Genomic DNA, 14721 nt, shown 5'->3' on the forward strand with positions numbered 1-14721 from the left:
TTGGCTTTAGATAATTATTTCGCCGGCGACCATCTTAAAACAGGCCAGGGGAGATCCAAGGGCTTAATCGCCCTCTTTTCGCCCACATTCTGTATTTTAGCGTTGCAATACCCTTTATCCTCCAGCATCAGCAGCTGCTTGACATCAATATCCATGATCGTCCCGGTATAATCTGTTACCCGTATGGAGGTGATTCGATCGCCTTCCTTGTACGTCCCGACGATGATGTATTTATCATTCTTGATGCATTTTTTGGTCTGAGCATCAATCACAGGCAGCATATCGATGGTTCCTTCGTCTGCAACCAAGGCTACCCCTGAAGCATGAGCATTGCGGCAGCCATGTTCCTTAATGTATTCCAAGGTACTCGCCAGCCCCATATCCTGCATTGTTGCCGAAATTTCATCAAGCAGGCGATAACCCAGGGTTCTGTGCCGCTCCTTAATGATTGCGATGACTCTTATCACTATAAACACCTCTTTTAGTTTTTTATCCTGTTTCAAATCAATGGATTATCTCCTCATCCTTCTGTCAGAGCATAATCTACCGCCCCGCTGGCATGAATTAACGTGGTATCCAATAAAGACACTGCTGAATCCTCTTGTTTGATTAATAAGCCAATTTCCGTACAGCCAAGGACTATTCCCTGGGCACCTTGTTCGACTAAGTCGGCGATGATTCTTTTAAATTGGTTTCTTGACTCATGATTGATGATGCCCAGGCATAGTTCCTGATATATTACTTCATTGACGACTGCCTTATCTCCTTCTTCCGGCGTTAAAACTTTTATTCCCTGAGCTTCCAGGCGTGATCTGTAAAAGTCCTGCTCCATGGTGTAGCGGGTTCCTAAAAGTCCTATGGTTCTTATATTATTAGTCAACGCCTGTTGAGCCGTCATATCCGCTATATGCAGCAAGGGTATCTGTAGCCCGGCTTGAATCTCATCAGCTACTTTGTGCATGGTGTTCGTGCACAGAACTATAAATTCCGCTCCTGCCGCCTCAAGGCTTCCTGCGGCATTGGCCAGAATCTCCGCGGCTTTTTCCCATTCACCGCTGCTTTGACAAGTCTCAATTTCTGCAAAATCCACACTGTATAAAATACACTGGGCTGAGTGCAATCCGCCCAGTCTCCCCTTAACTTTCTCATTGATAAGCCGATAATATTCGGCAGAGGATTCCCAGCTCATGCCGCCGATCAATCCTATTGTCTTCATTGGTTGCCTCCTCTGTAACATAGACTCTACTTGGTTTAGGCCTGCTTAGCGAACAATCAGCCTGTACCCACTTGCTGCTTTGGCCTTACCCGGATTGCCATCAGGTTCTTAACATCATCGAGTACCGATTGGTCCCTTACCTCTATCATGAGCCAGCGTCCACCACAGGAGGAAGGTGTCTTTCGGTATAAATTTTGGACATAAGCAGTAAATGTTCCTAGCGCCATTTCTACTGTTTCTTCTTCCTTAGCCCCTATCACGACAAGGGCAATAAAGAATCCTTCCATTGGGTATAGAGTACCTAGTGATTTGCCACTTTTTTGATACTTTACATTCCATCCAGGCTGTGCAGAGCATTTACTGAAGGACAATTTGGGCTGCACTTGGTAAGCAGCATCGATATATGAAAGCAGTTCAGACCACAATAGCTCTCCCTGACCGATAAACGCTTTAATATCATCATAAGACGGCTGTTGATCGGCGCTAAATACCTCACTCCAGTTCACGTGCTCACCTCCTATTCAAGGTCTGTTATTCTCCTATTACCCGATAGAAATGTTTCCTTATTTAGGATACAGGTCTTTATTTTTATAACGGATCAGCTTTACAGCAAAGCGTTTGCCAAAGCTTCCTGCAAATTGCCATACCTATAGGCAAAACCGGCCTGCCGCATCTGCTTGGGCACAGCCCGTTGTCCGTGCAATAGCATTTCCGCCATCTGACCCAAGGCTATTTTCAAGAGTATTTCCGGAACGGGAAACCATGATGGTTTATTTAAAACCTTGCCCAGGGTTTTACTGAAATCCCTCATTTTTGCCGGATTGGGAGCGACGGCATTAATCGGACCGGATAACTCCGGATGTTCGATAATAAATCTGATCATACTGACTAAATCCTGGCTATGAATCCAGGAAAGCCATTGCTCTCCTGTGCCCAAAGGACCGCCCAGATAGAATTTAAAGGGCAGAGCCATTCTGTTGAGAGCGCCTTCATTGCCCAGGACGACCCCAAGCCGAGGGGTTACTACCCTTGTCGAAGAGTCTTGGACCTTGTAGGCTTCTTCTTCCCATTTTTGGCAGACTTGAGCCAGAAAATCCTTGCCAGGTTCTTCAGACTCCGTAATCTCTTCATCCCCACGGGGGCCATAGTAGCCCACTGCCGAGGCGTTGATCAAAACTTCAGGCTGAAGCACACCCTCATTAATAGCTGTCGCAATGGCACTTGTTGTTCTAAGCCTGCTGGCGATAATCTCCTCTTTTACTGAAGGGGTCCAGCGGCGATTACCGATGGATTCCCCAGCCAGATTGATCACAGCCTCAATTTGCGCCAGGTTTTTAAGCGAAGCCAGTGGGGAAACATTATCCCATTCGATTACCCCTACCCCGCCAGCCAGGGTGCCGGCCGTTCTCTGAGCATTTCGGGTGACAATATACACCTGATAGCCATTCTCAAGCAACTCCCTGGTCAGATTTCTGCCCACAAAACCTGTTCCGCCAAAGATTAAGACGTTCATAATTCTCATCCTCTATGTAAAAATTAAAGGCTAACATTTTCTGTCAGCCTCATGGTGCTAAATCCGCTTCCCAGCAGATGTTTCATTCCCTATGATGATTATAACCCGGATAACCTGGTTTGGAAATACTTCCAGCTCTTTTGGCCACGACCCCATTTTCAACGGCTTTCCTGGTCAGGGCCTTCCATCGTTGCCGCTTCCCTGACAAAACGTTCATAAGCCATAGCCTTGCCTGTTCTGGTTCGGAAATTCTTGGCGATGAATTGCTCTGCTTTTGCCCTGTCCTTGCTTATTGCCATGGCTCCCAGGTTCTCCAGCAGATCGGCATCCCATTGTATCTGGAAATCCAGGCCGTCGATTCTCGACGGTGTATGATGGTTTCCTACGATATAGCATACCCTGTCTATTTGGGCCGTATTATATCCTATCTCTTCGAGTATCTTTCTGGATACCGGCGGCCCTTCTAATTCCTGGAAGCGGGCCTCCATTGAACCGTGCTTTTTTTGCGCTTCGATAGCCCCGATATCGTGAAGTATGGTTACAATGGAGACCAGCTCTCTTTCCTCTTGCGGGTACTCTTCTCCCTCCATAATGCTTTCCGCATTTTGAAGCACCTTTAGGGTATGCTCAATTCCATAGGGGACATCCTTAAACACTTCTTTCATTTTTTCAATCACTTTTGCTTTGTACATCTTTTGCTTCACTTCTCCTGTTTACAGTAATTCAATTGCTGCATTTGCCATGACGCTATCTCGCTATTTTTTAGTTTGGCAGAGCACTACCTTGGGGTGGTAGAGGTACCACGTTCAAATCGTGTCCCTTCGCCCATTAACGAAATCAGGGAAAAACGCCAAGATTTATACAAGTATCCAGCTATTTTTTGCTTTATCGTTGATGACTTGCATAGTAATCTTCGGCAACAAGCCCGTACATTGAGCAATCACAGATTCCCTGATTGCTCCGGTCCCCCTGCTTCAGAGTCCCTTCATACAGCAGCCCGCACTTCTTCATTACCTTCCCTGAGTTAGGGTTGCGGGGATCATGCCTGGATTCAATCCTATTGACCTGAACCTCTGCGAAGAAAAAACGCATTAATTCAGCAAGGGCTTCGGAGGTAATCCCCTGGCGCCACCATCGTTTACCGATGCAATACCCTACATGAACCATGTCAATGCGGTCATCCATTTTGACAATGCTGATGCTGCCAATAGGCTCGGAGCCATTCTCTTTGAGCACGATCGCCCACTGGTAAAACGTTTCGTCTTCATATTGGCTGACCCAGTCTTTCAGAACTTCTGAGGAAACTTCCACATTGTCATGGGGAGGCCAGGTCAGGTATTTCGTTACTTCCCCATCATTGGCCCAATTCTTAAACATGGCTTCCGCATCAGTTAACTCAAACCTGCGCAAAATCAGCCCCTCGGTTTCCAGTTCTTTGGTTCCCCTATGCCTCATGGTGCAGCCTCCTTCCCCCAATAACCGGCAGATAGTTGGGTTGCCACTAATCTGCCCCGGCAGTAAATTTCCTCGGTCTGCAGCACACCTTGCGAGGAGCTGCGGAACCGGGTTTGATAACCAAAATCCCCCTCCTGATAGGAGTAGTCAGAGAACAAAGTTCCGGTACATTCCCCGGCCCATTCCAATAAATGCTTACCCCTGCCCCGCTTCAAAAAACCATAGATCTCCTTTGCGGAAACACCCCCACCGGCCAGGGCATAGCCTACATAATCGCAGGACCAAATCGGCTCACTCTGCTCCTTATAATAGATATATTCCACTCCGCTATAAGGATTAAAGCCGCGGTATGAATCACTAAAAAGGTAATCCCCCCAGGAGAGTTTAAAATCCCAATCATAGATCTGACCCGGGCTATAGGGATTATATGCGGAGCTTTTCTTAACATAGCACTCGATACGCCCCTTAATGAGAACTTCCCTAAGGGCTCCCATGAGCTCAGCCTTAATCACCACAATCACCACCCATGCTATTTCTTAACTGCTTCTTATCGATTTTACCCAAGGATGTATAGGGCAGTTGCTGAACAAGGACTATCTCTTTGGGCAATTGAAATCGGGCCACCCGCGGCCGCAGCCATGCCAAAAGTTCCTCCTGGGTTAAGCAGGCCCCTTCTTCTCTGACCACAAAACCCTTCAGTCTTTGCCCAAATCTTTCATCGCTGACGCCGATGACCGCCACCTCTTCGATGTGAGGATGATTTCTCAGCACCTGCTCCAAATCGGCGGGATAAACATTTTCCCCGGCCGAAACCACCATGTCGTCTACTCTGCCGCATAAGAAGTAGTATCCCTGCTGATCCCGATAGCCTAGATCACCTGTTTCCAGCCACGGCTCGCTTTTATTGCCCATAGACCAGGCGTTTTTAATACAGAATTGGCCCACACTGCCGATGGGGACTTCATGTTTGTTCTCATCCATTATTTTGAGCCGGACACCTTTGATGATTTTCCCGAGAGTATTGGCTGAATAGCTTAAATCCTGGGGGGTGGCGATTATATTTAACCCCGCCTCCGAGGTTCCATACAGATTGTACAGAACATCCCCCAGCTTCTCCGCTGTCTCCCGGATAAGCTTAGGATTGAGTTCCGCCCCGCCGGAAACAATGCAGGCCAGGGATTGCAGATCTTCAGGATTTTGCCTGAGCATTTTATCAATCATCAAGGGGACGACGGTCACTACTTCAACCTGATGCTTGCGGATCAGCCGGCAGGCTTTGACCGGATCAAAGCCCTTTTGGATCACGACCTTTTTCCCCATGGTGATCAGCACCAGTAAAATTGCCAGGCCATAGCCATGATAAAGGGGGGTGGCTATATAAGCGATCTGATAATGGGTAAGCTTCAATCTGTTGATTAAGGTCAGGAAGGGGTTCAGATAGTTGTATAGGGAAGGTTGATGAGCCGCTGCCCTGGCCTTTCCCGTTGTCCCGCCTGTCAGTATCACCAGCCTGCCCCTTGAGGAAGGCCGGCTTTGCAGATTTTCAGGGCAGCTTTGTTCAGCAAGGTTATTGAGTGCCGGTAAATGCTCATGATAGCTCAAAAGCTTACCCTTTTGATAGGCTGAACCATCCAGCAAGGGACTGGCTTCAAAATCGTAGATAAGCAGGTTGAAGTCAATTTGCTCTGCTAACTGATTGAACTGACTGCCGCTCATTTCCGCATTGAGCAAATAGATATCCGCACCGGATTGGGCAACAGCGAATAAGGCTTTGCTAAAAGCAGCATGGTTTTTGCAGATAAACCCTACCTTATCACCCCTCTGCAGATGATACTTCTCCTGAAGAAGCCAAGCAATGCGGCGGGACTGGGCATACAGTTCCCGGTAGGTCAACTCTTCCTTTTCATCGATTAACCCGGTCTTTTCACCATATACCTTGGCCGCAAAATCCAATAAAGCCATGATATTTATGCCATGTTTACAGAGAGCGGCGGCCAAACTATAGAGCCCCCAGGGGGAAAACAATCCTATTTTAAGCAAAGCATAAAGCAATTTAATCATAACTTCCACCCTGTTTGTGCTTTTTAAAATAAGCAGGAGCGGCACATTCCCAGATTCCCCTGCAGATAATCGAGGCAAACTGCCCGGGCAGCAGCCACCAGGGCCGGTACTTGGATCTTTGTGTATAAATTAGCTTGGCGACAATCTTTCCCGCCTGCTCCGGGCTCATGGCCGGCAGCTTTTGATATTCCTTGGTCGGCAGGATCATGGGAGTTCTGACCAAGGGCAGATAGACTGAGGACGTGGCAATCCCCATGGCCTTCAGCTCCCCAGCCGCCGAGCGGAACCAGGTATCAAAGGCCGCTTTTGAGGCCTGATAGGCGGCCCAATGGGGAAGCGGCAGGAGCAGGACATTGATGGTGGATACGTTAATGATCTGTCCCTTATTTTTCTCAAGCAGAGGAATAAGGGAGAGGGCTAATTGCACCGGCGCTAAATAATTGATGGCCATGGTTCTCGTAAAATCATGATAGCGGTCTAAAGAATCCTTAATCCCGCGCTTTATGGATAAACCGGCGTTGCTGACGAACACATCCAAACCCCCGGGCAACTGCTCAATGAAATTCAGCAGCTCCTTCACCTTTTCAGGCTCTCTAAGGTCGGCCGGGAAAATGCTTACTTCAGCCTCTTTCTGTTCAATGTTCTGCTTGACCTGGAAAAGCTTTGCCTCAGTTCTGGCCACTAAAATCAAATGACACTCTATATCTGCCAACTGATAAGCCAGCTCTTCCCCGATGCCGGAACTGGCACCGGTGATCAGAATCCTCTTGCCCTTAAGCTTGGCCTCAAGCCTGCTTCTGTTGAGCGATCGAGGGGGGAATAAAATAGCTTCCCATAAACTCTTGGTATGCATAATTACCCCTTTTCCAGGCATGGGCTATTAGGGAGCGGAAACCAGCTTAACAAGAACGATTTCCGGCCGGCTGCAAAATCGCAAGGGCAACGTGCTCTCCCCCAAGCCGCCATTAACGATCATATTGGTGGAGCCCGCCGTGAAATGACCATAATCGTATTGGGGAAAAAGCCCTTGACCGGGGGCCACGATGGCCCCGATCAGAGGCAGTCTGACCTGACCGCCATGGGTATGTCCCACCAACACCAACTCAACCCCGGACTCAGCGGCAGGCTTAAAGATATTGGGGGCATGAGCCAATAACAGTTTGGGCTGGGCATCGGCAATGCCATGGAGGGCCTCCTCCAGCTTATCTCTGTGCAAATAGGGATCATCGACCCCCGCTATCCAAAGCCGGGCATCCCCTCTGGCTAATTCAGCGTTCTTATTGTCTAAAATCTTTACTCCATGCTCTTCTAAGCTGGACTTAATGCTAAAATCGTACCGCCACTCGTGATTTCCCGGTACAAAGAAAATGGGCTTGGCTGCCAATCCCTGAATCAGCTCCAGGGTGGGTTCAAGATCAGGATTATCTTTATCAATAAAATCACCGGTCATCGCCACCATATCAAAGTTCTGGCGATTGATGAGTCTGATAAGCTTATCCTGCCGATCACCGTACTTTTTGGCATGCAAATCCGTCAAATGAAGAATGGTAAAGCCTTCAAACTCCTGGGGCAGACCATTAATGGCAACCGTATAGTGTTTTACGGCCAGGGAATGGACATTGAAGTAAAGGTAAGACAGCAAGCCAATGCTACCGATGATAAATGTTCTGCGGGATATACCTTTCTGTGCTGTTCGCATTTGGACCTTCCCTTCAAATATCTATAATATCGCGGTACTCGCTTCAATTTTCCACTCCTTTACTATTTATACCAGCAGCGGATAACTTCCATACTTATTATAAAGCATTATCCCCCGTAGAAGCTGGCAATAATCCTGGCTGCCGGGAAAAATATCACTTGCCCCAGCAGCGTGCCGACGAGCTTAGAGGCGATCAGCAAAATCACCAGGGCCTTCACATCACCGTAAGGCCGGTCTCCTCTTAAGGCTTGATCCGTAATGACAGCCGACTTGGGGTCGATAAATAAGGTCAGCAAAATGGTGGCAAGGCCATTGATCATTCCTGAAGAACCTACAGCCGCGATTCTGTACTGTTCAGCTACCAATAAGGCCGAATAGTTCGCGGCAAGAACCCCCACTGTATAAATTCCTGTCACTAAGGAATTGATGAGCAGCAGCCGCTTGGGGATTTCCCGATATCTAAGCCTTTCCAGCATTGTTTTATTGGGCCGGGTAGCCCTTTTCAGCATGCGCTTAACATTGCTTATTTGCAAGGCTTCAATCACTAATAAAGGAACCGATCCGGTTGTCTCCAGCCGTTTCACAGCGACCTCAAAGAGCCTCAGAAAGGTTGGAATCAACAGAATTCCCAACAAGGTTCCTAAGGTCGCAGCGAAAATCACCCTGCGTATATCGTCGATAGGGTCAATTCCTGCGGCAAGGCTTTCCCCAATGATCCAGCCGATTAAGGGGGCCTGAAACATATTGGCCGTCCGGGAAACAAGCACAAACAGGTTAAATAAAGAAAACGACAAGGCGAATTGTCCGCTTTTGACTGAGTTGAGCCGGACTGAGTAAGAAAGGGTGTCAATAAGGTGGATGATCAAAGTTAAAACCATCAATTCCAACAAAATAGTTTCCATTAAGCCTTAGTCTCCTCTGCCCCCTGAAACTTCACTCTGACCTTCGTCCCTTGGGGGCCGGATTGGAAGTCAATCAGGGCATTATGCCGTTCAGCTATACTATAGCATATAGCCATACCGAGGCCGGTCCCATTGAGCTTTGTGGTGAAGAAGGGGGTCCCCACCTTATCTTTTATCTCATTGGGTATGCCCCTCCCTTGATCTTCTACTTCAAGGATAACATTTCCTTGTTGCCGATAGGTAGATATGGTCAGCCTGCCTTTGACCGGCATGGCTTCAAGACCATTGCGGACCAGATTCAGGATGAGCTGACACATCTCCTTTTTATCCAGATATAGATCAGGCAGGGAGCCCAAATTTAGTTCGATGCTCTTATCCTCCATCTTAGTATGAACGGACAATATAGGATAGAGATGCTGAATAATGGTGTTTAAATTGATGCGTTTGAAATCGACCACCCTGTCCTGGCTTAAGGATAAATATTCGGTGATGATTTCATTAGCCCGGTCCAGCTCTTCAATCATCAGCTGGAAAGTCTCTACTTCGTCGGCATACTTGTCTTTTTTGGAGATATACTGCAAATAGCCTCTTACGGTGGTCATGGGATTGCGGATCTCATGGCCGATACCGGCCGCCATCTGACCGATTAGATCAAGACGCTCCAGGCGGGCCATTTCCTTTTCCAAGCGCTTCTTCTCCGTAATATCCTGGCTCACCAGCAGGAGGCACATCTCCTTCCCAATCATGATCTTTTCAGCTGAAAAAAGGGCCGTTCTTTTTATCCCGGATTTAGTAATCAGCTCAACCTCCCGGTTCAGTACGGTGCCCTGCTGATTTAAACTTTCATAGATATGTTCATAATCACTTTGACGAATCAATCCTAAAAGCTCACTGCTCTGTTTATTAAGCAATTCACTGCGGTCGTAGCCTAAAACTTCAATAAGGGTATCGTTGACGTCGATGACTCCTCTTCCCTCCATCGATAGTATCATCATCAGCGCGGGGCTTGCTGTAAAAGCAGCCGCTATTAATTGCTCTGAATTCCGGCGGGCGATCTCGGCCTGCTTTCTCTGGATAGCGCTGAATATCACTTCTCCCACTACTTTAATAAGACGAATATCTTCTTCAGAAAAGGATTTGCCGTGATAGCTGGCTACACCAATAAAGCCGACATTTTCACCGGCTTGGGTTATGGGAATATTAAGGAGCAACTGTGCTTTAAGATTTTGCTCTTTTTCTTCATAGTAAAAACCATCTTTTTCACTTAATTTCCTGTACCACCCCGGTACAGCTTCCACTGTCAATTCCTGAGTTAAAAATGGCGTTATCCCCGGCGGATTCCACTCCATGACCTTTTTATATTTCCTGCCCTCTTCATAAAACTGGTCAATGAAGATACAGTCAACTCTTAAGAACTTGCCGATCTTTTCTAAAGCGCTGGTTATCTCTTCATCAATTTTATCTACCGGACAATTGATAAATCCTGTCGATAGTGTCGTCACAAATCTTTCAAACTCAACGCGATAGCTTAAATTATCTTCCACGCGCTTCCTGGCCGTTATATCCTGGATTTGTACGATGGAATAGAGGGGAATCCCCGCCTCATCCCGCACCAGAGAGGCACTGGATAATCCCCATTTTATTTCACCCGTTTTATGAACAAAGCGGTTTTCTAAATGACATGTCGGTATTTCCCCTGAGAGAAGTTTGCGGATCTCCTGGGAACCCAGCCCAATATCTTCGGGATAGACCAGCTTTGTAAATAATAGTTTAGACAATTCAAGCGGATCATACCCAAAGAACTCACAAAAATAGGCATTGACTTTTAAAAACTCTCCTTCTAAGGACAATAGGGCCATGCCAATCGCTGCAAAATCAAAGACAATTTCATAATCCTCCGGCAATTTTGTGCACATTTTCGCCTCTCTCCCTCCTTCATAAGAACATTACCTTTAAAATACAACATTTACCATACTTTTGCACTATTTTCCTTACTTTTATTGGTACTTTTTTACCAGTCAGCTGGTCCTTTAAACAACAAAAAAACCCACAAAGTGCCGCCTTGGCCCTTCATGGGTGCTTTTACTGTCCTGCTGCGCTGAGCATGGTTATCCTATTCTTCCCGTAATATAATCTTCGGTCCGCTTATCTTTCGGATTAGAGAATATTTCTGTGGTCTTATCAAACTCGATGAGGTCTCCCATCAGGAAAAAGGCTGTATCGTCGGATATCCGGGCGGCCTGTTGCATGGAGTGGGTTACGATGGCGATGGTGTAATGTTTTTTCAAGCTCTCCATCAGTTCCTCGATCTTATAAGTGGCAATAGGGTCCAAAGCGGAGGTCGGCTCATCCATCAAAATGACATCCGGCTGGACTGCCAAACATCTGGCGATACACAAACGCTGCTGCTGCCCTCCGGAGAGGCCGTAAGCATTATCATGGAGCCGGTCTTTTACTTCATCCCATAAGGCTGCATTTCTCAGGCTGGTCTCCGCAATATCCAGCAAGAGTTTTTTATCCTTGATGCCATGAATCCGCGGTCCATAGACCACATTGGCAAAGATGGATTTCGGGAAGGGATTGGGTTTTTGAAAGACCATGCCGACTTTTGTCCGCAATTCCTCCACCCGGACGGACTTAGCAAAGATATTTTGCCCTTGATAGATGATTTCTCCGGTGGTTTTAACACTGGGAATATTCTCAATCATTCTGTTCAGGGTTTTAATAAAGGTGGATTTTCCGCACCCGGAAGGACCGATAATCGCGGTGACCTTATTCTTTTTAATCTGCATCTTGATGTTCTTCAGAGCCTGGTCTTCTCCATACCATAGATTCAGCCCCTGAACATCAAAAACAACACTCTCATTCTTACTTATATCTTTCGTCATGAGGTTCCTCCTGTTTAGAAGCGTTGTTGGAACTTGTTCCGTATGATAATAGCTACAGAGTTCATTAAAAATAGGATGGCGAGCAAGACAACAATGGTTGCGGCGGCGAGATTGGCGTACTCGGGTTTTAGCACGGAATCCAGGGTCCAATAATAAATCTGTATAGGCAATGCCGTAAAATTATCCATGACCGAGGTGGGGAACTTCATAATAAGCGTAGGAATTCCTAGCACAACTAAAGGCGCTGTCTCGCCGATTGCCCTGGACATGGCTAAAATGGTACCGGTCAGAATCCCGGGCAGAGCCACTGGGAGAACAACCTTTCTCACCGTGGTCCATTTGTCGGCCCCCATGGCATAAGACGCTTCTCTCAAAAAACTCGGCACAGCCCGAATAGCCTCCTGAGCGGCTACCACGACAATGGGGAGTACCAGCAAAGACATGGTCAGGCCTCCCGCTAAAATACTTGAGCCCAGATTCATCAGCCTTCCGAACACAGTCAAGCCTAATAATCCGAAAATAACGGAAGGTACACTGGCCAGATTCGATATATTCACATTAATCAAATATTGAAGCTTGCCCTTCTGGGCGTATTCTTCCAGATAAATAGCCGTGGAAACACCGAGAACCGTCGTAACGGGTATAACAATCAACATCATCATGACGGTTCCCAGTATGACTCCATAAATCCCGGCCTTATGAGGAAATATGGAAAGATTGCTCGTTAGAAATTGAAGATCCAGCCAGCCAATACTATCCACCCCGACTTGATAAAGAAGAACCCCAAGCACTAATAGAGAAAATATTGTCGAAAAAGAGAACAGATACTTCAGCATAATATTCACTTTTATTCTGTTGTCAATGCGTTTGCTGTCTATTATAAATTTAGGGCGGCTGCTATACCCTTCGTTCATGCTCATCGTCAATACACCTCTCTATACTTGCGGGAAATATATTGGGCAAGCAGGTTGATGCCTAAGGTAAAGATAAACAGTATCAAGCCTACTGCATAAAGACTGTAATAGCCTAATGTCCCGCTCCCCGCATCCCCGCTTGTAAATTCCACAATGTAAGCCGTCATGGTTTGCATAGATTGGGTTATATCGAGAGTGAAATTCTTTGAGCTGCCGCTGGCGATGGTCACAATCATGGTCTCACCTATGGCTCTGGATATTGCTAAAACAATGGAAGCCATAATTCCTGAAATGGCCCCCGGAATAATCACCTTGAATGTGGTTTCCAATTTTGTGGCACCTAAGCCTAATGAACCTTCTCTGATGATTTCCGGTACTGAGTTCATAGCATCCTCCGATAAGGAAGCCACCATAGGGATAATCATAATTCCCATAACAATCCCCGGGCTCAGCACATTTTTAGCCTGCAGAGAAGGTATGATATTCATAAGCAAGGGAGTTACAAAGGAATACGCAAAGAATCCGTACACGATGGTGGGGATACCCGCCAGGATTTCCATTAAAGGTTTAAGAACTTTCCTTATTTTGTCCGTAGCAAACTGACTTAAAAAAATCGCCGCGGCGAGGCCTATGGGCACTGCGACCAACATGGCTATGATGGTTGTCATGATGGTTCCGCAAAGCAGGGGCAAAATTCCAAACGAAGGGTCTTTTCTTAATGGCGCTAATTCTGTACTGAATATTTCTGTCAAGGGGACTGCGCTAAAGAACTTACTCGCATCCGATACTAAAATAAATACTATAGCAAAGGTCGTTAAGATAGATATGGATGCCATGAGCAGGAAAATATTCGGCATAATTTTATCGGAAATATCTTTTTTATTGGCAATATTATTGCGGATAGTCTCTCTTACCTTTGTTGTGTCCTCCATAGTTCACCTCTAACCCCCGTTTTTTAAACAAACACAAAAATTCTAGGACGGGAAATTTAAAGCAAAACTTCCCACCCTAAAATTTATGTGAACAAATGGATTACTTAAGTGCTTCTAAAGTTGAAGCGTACTCTGCATACATTGAATCGGGCAGGGGGGCAAATCCATTATCTGCAGCCAATTTTTTAGCACCTTCGTTTGATACTACATATTTAGCATAATCCAAAACCTGGGGTTTTTCTTTAGCATAGTTCAGGTTCAAGTAAGTGTATACCAGACGAGTGAATCCTGCATAGTCAAGATCTTCACCAATTGTCTTAAGTTCCGGAGCGACAGGTCCTTTACCAAAGTCCACTTTAACGGCTGTCAGCTTATCCGTGTTGCTTGCATAGTATCCATATCCAAAGAAGGCGATGGCATTTTTATCTTTAGAAACCAGATCAACCAGTGTGGGATATTCTTGCTGCAGATTTACGGAGGCAACCAGGTCTTTTTTACCTAAAATGGTTTCATAGAAGAACTCATAGGTTCCGTGATTCTCATTAGGTCCGTAGAATTTAACTTCTTCTTTAGGCCACTCGGGGCGAATATCGGACCAGAGCACTTTGTCGTCTCCTTTAACGGCTTTCGAAGTAAACATTTTGATAATCTCATCGTCGGTCATTTCTTTCGCCCAATCGTTGTTTTTATTGATAACGATGGTCAATCCGTCGTAAGCAAGCTTAATTTCCAAAACATTGGTTCCCATTTCCAAGCCTTTGGCTTTCAGCTCATCAACTTCCTCGCTTTTAATTTTTCTGGAAGCATCGGAAAAATCAAGTTCCCCAGGAATGAACTTTTTAAAGCCGGCACTGGAGCCTGCCCGTCCAACCTGTACGTTGACATCAGGCTGAACACTGGTCATATAGTTTTCAGCAATATGTGACATTAACGGATAAACGGTACCGGAACCATCAATAATGACATCACCGCTTAATTTTTCAGTTTGTGCTGGTTCATTATTGTTTGCTCCTGACGGTGTTTGCTCACTTGGCTGGTTGGTTTGCTGGCCACAACCGGCTAAAGACAGAACCATACCTACTCCTAAAATAGCCGCTAGAACTTTCCTTTTAAACATTAACAAAAACCCTCCTTGAAATCA

16 protein-coding genes are annotated in these 14721 nt (G+C 46.3%); all 16 read right to left on the reverse strand.

The annotated features are described in order from the left end of the window. Positions 1 to 14: 14 nt before the first annotated feature. The 16 genes from DESLBE_RS10570 to DESLBE_RS10645 all read right to left on the reverse strand — a co-directional run bounded on the left by DESLBE_RS10570 (position 15) and on the right by DESLBE_RS10645 (position 14697). Positions 15 to 467 (reverse strand): hypothetical protein, encoded by a 453-nt coding sequence (locus tag DESLBE_RS10570; RefSeq protein WP_035213278.1) that lies wholly within the window; start codon positions 465 to 467, stop codon positions 15 to 17. 53 nt (positions 468 to 520) lie between these two features. After that, complete coding sequence (locus DESLBE_RS10575) at positions 521 to 1216, reverse strand: aspartate/glutamate racemase family protein (protein ID WP_144676690.1); 696 nt, start codon at positions 1214 to 1216, stop codon at positions 521 to 523. 56 nt (positions 1217 to 1272) lie between these two features. Further along, a complete protein-coding gene (locus DESLBE_RS10580) occupies positions 1273 to 1722 on the reverse strand; it encodes a DUF3788 domain-containing protein (RefSeq protein WP_144676692.1) in 450 nt (149 codons plus the stop codon). A 98-nt stretch (positions 1723 to 1820) separates the two neighbouring features. Continuing rightward, positions 1821 to 2729: a TIGR01777 family oxidoreductase gene (locus tag DESLBE_RS10585; protein WP_144676694.1), complete on the reverse strand. Its 909-nt coding sequence runs from the start codon at positions 2727 to 2729 to the stop codon at positions 1821 to 1823. 158 nt (positions 2730 to 2887) lie between these two features. Then, positions 2888 to 3421, reverse strand: a complete 534-nt coding sequence (locus DESLBE_RS10590; protein ID WP_041272618.1) for an HD domain-containing protein — start codon at positions 3419 to 3421, stop codon at positions 2888 to 2890. 193 nt (positions 3422 to 3614) lie between these two features. After that, a complete protein-coding gene (locus DESLBE_RS10595; protein ID WP_144676696.1) occupies positions 3615 to 4184 on the reverse strand; it encodes a GNAT family N-acetyltransferase in 570 nt (189 codons plus the stop codon). Then, complete coding sequence (locus DESLBE_RS10600) at positions 4181 to 4708, reverse strand: DUF5680 domain-containing protein (protein ID WP_058490828.1); 528 nt, start codon at positions 4706 to 4708, stop codon at positions 4181 to 4183. Before DESLBE_RS10600 ends, DESLBE_RS10595 begins: the two co-directional genes overlap by 4 nt. Next, positions 4689 to 6245 carry an AMP-binding protein gene (locus DESLBE_RS10605; protein ID WP_144676698.1) on the reverse strand — a complete coding sequence of 519 codons (1557 nt, stop codon included), beginning with the start codon at positions 6243 to 6245 and terminating at the stop codon, positions 4689 to 4691. The genes DESLBE_RS10600 and DESLBE_RS10605 overlap by 20 nt, the downstream gene beginning before the upstream one ends. After that, entirely contained in the window at positions 6238 to 7098 is an 861-nt protein-coding gene (locus tag DESLBE_RS10610) for an SDR family NAD(P)-dependent oxidoreductase (protein ID WP_144676700.1), read from the reverse strand. The genes DESLBE_RS10605 and DESLBE_RS10610 overlap by 8 nt, the downstream gene beginning before the upstream one ends. Positions 7099 to 7125: 27 nt before the next feature. Next, the gene (locus DESLBE_RS10615; RefSeq protein ID WP_144676702.1) at positions 7126 to 7944 is read right to left on the reverse strand and encodes a metallophosphoesterase; all 819 of its coding nucleotides are present in this window, start codon (positions 7942 to 7944) and stop codon (positions 7126 to 7128) included. A gap of 107 nt (positions 7945 to 8051) precedes the next feature. Next, entirely contained in the window at positions 8052 to 8846 is a 795-nt protein-coding gene (locus DESLBE_RS10620; RefSeq protein ID WP_011461588.1) for a lipid II flippase Amj family protein, read from the reverse strand. Beyond that, positions 8846 to 10762 (reverse strand): sensor histidine kinase, encoded by a 1917-nt coding sequence (locus DESLBE_RS10625; RefSeq protein WP_144676704.1) that lies wholly within the window; start codon positions 10760 to 10762, stop codon positions 8846 to 8848. The genes DESLBE_RS10620 and DESLBE_RS10625 overlap by 1 nt, the downstream gene beginning before the upstream one ends. Positions 10763 to 10954: 192 nt before the next feature. Then, the gene (gene pstB, locus DESLBE_RS10630; RefSeq protein WP_005808031.1) at positions 10955 to 11734 is read right to left on the reverse strand and encodes a phosphate ABC transporter ATP-binding protein PstB; all 780 of its coding nucleotides are present in this window, start codon (positions 11732 to 11734) and stop codon (positions 10955 to 10957) included. Between the two features lie 14 nt (positions 11735 to 11748). Then, a complete protein-coding gene (gene pstA / locus DESLBE_RS10635) occupies positions 11749 to 12654 on the reverse strand; it encodes a phosphate ABC transporter permease PstA (protein WP_050754238.1) in 906 nt (301 codons plus the stop codon). 2 nt (positions 12655 to 12656) lie between these two features. Beyond that, the gene (gene pstC / locus DESLBE_RS10640; RefSeq protein WP_011461592.1) at positions 12657 to 13580 is read right to left on the reverse strand and encodes a phosphate ABC transporter permease subunit PstC; all 924 of its coding nucleotides are present in this window, start codon (positions 13578 to 13580) and stop codon (positions 12657 to 12659) included. 100 nt (positions 13581 to 13680) lie between these two features. After that, positions 13681 to 14697 carry a PstS family phosphate ABC transporter substrate-binding protein gene (locus tag DESLBE_RS10645; protein ID WP_011461593.1) on the reverse strand — a complete coding sequence of 339 codons (1017 nt, stop codon included), beginning with the start codon at positions 14695 to 14697 and terminating at the stop codon, positions 13681 to 13683. Positions 14698 to 14721 lie beyond the last annotated feature (24 nt).

The organism is Desulfitobacterium sp. LBE, assembly GCF_007830365.1.
Classification (GTDB): Bacteria; Bacillota; Desulfitobacteriia; order Desulfitobacteriales; family Desulfitobacteriaceae; genus Desulfitobacterium; species Desulfitobacterium hafniense.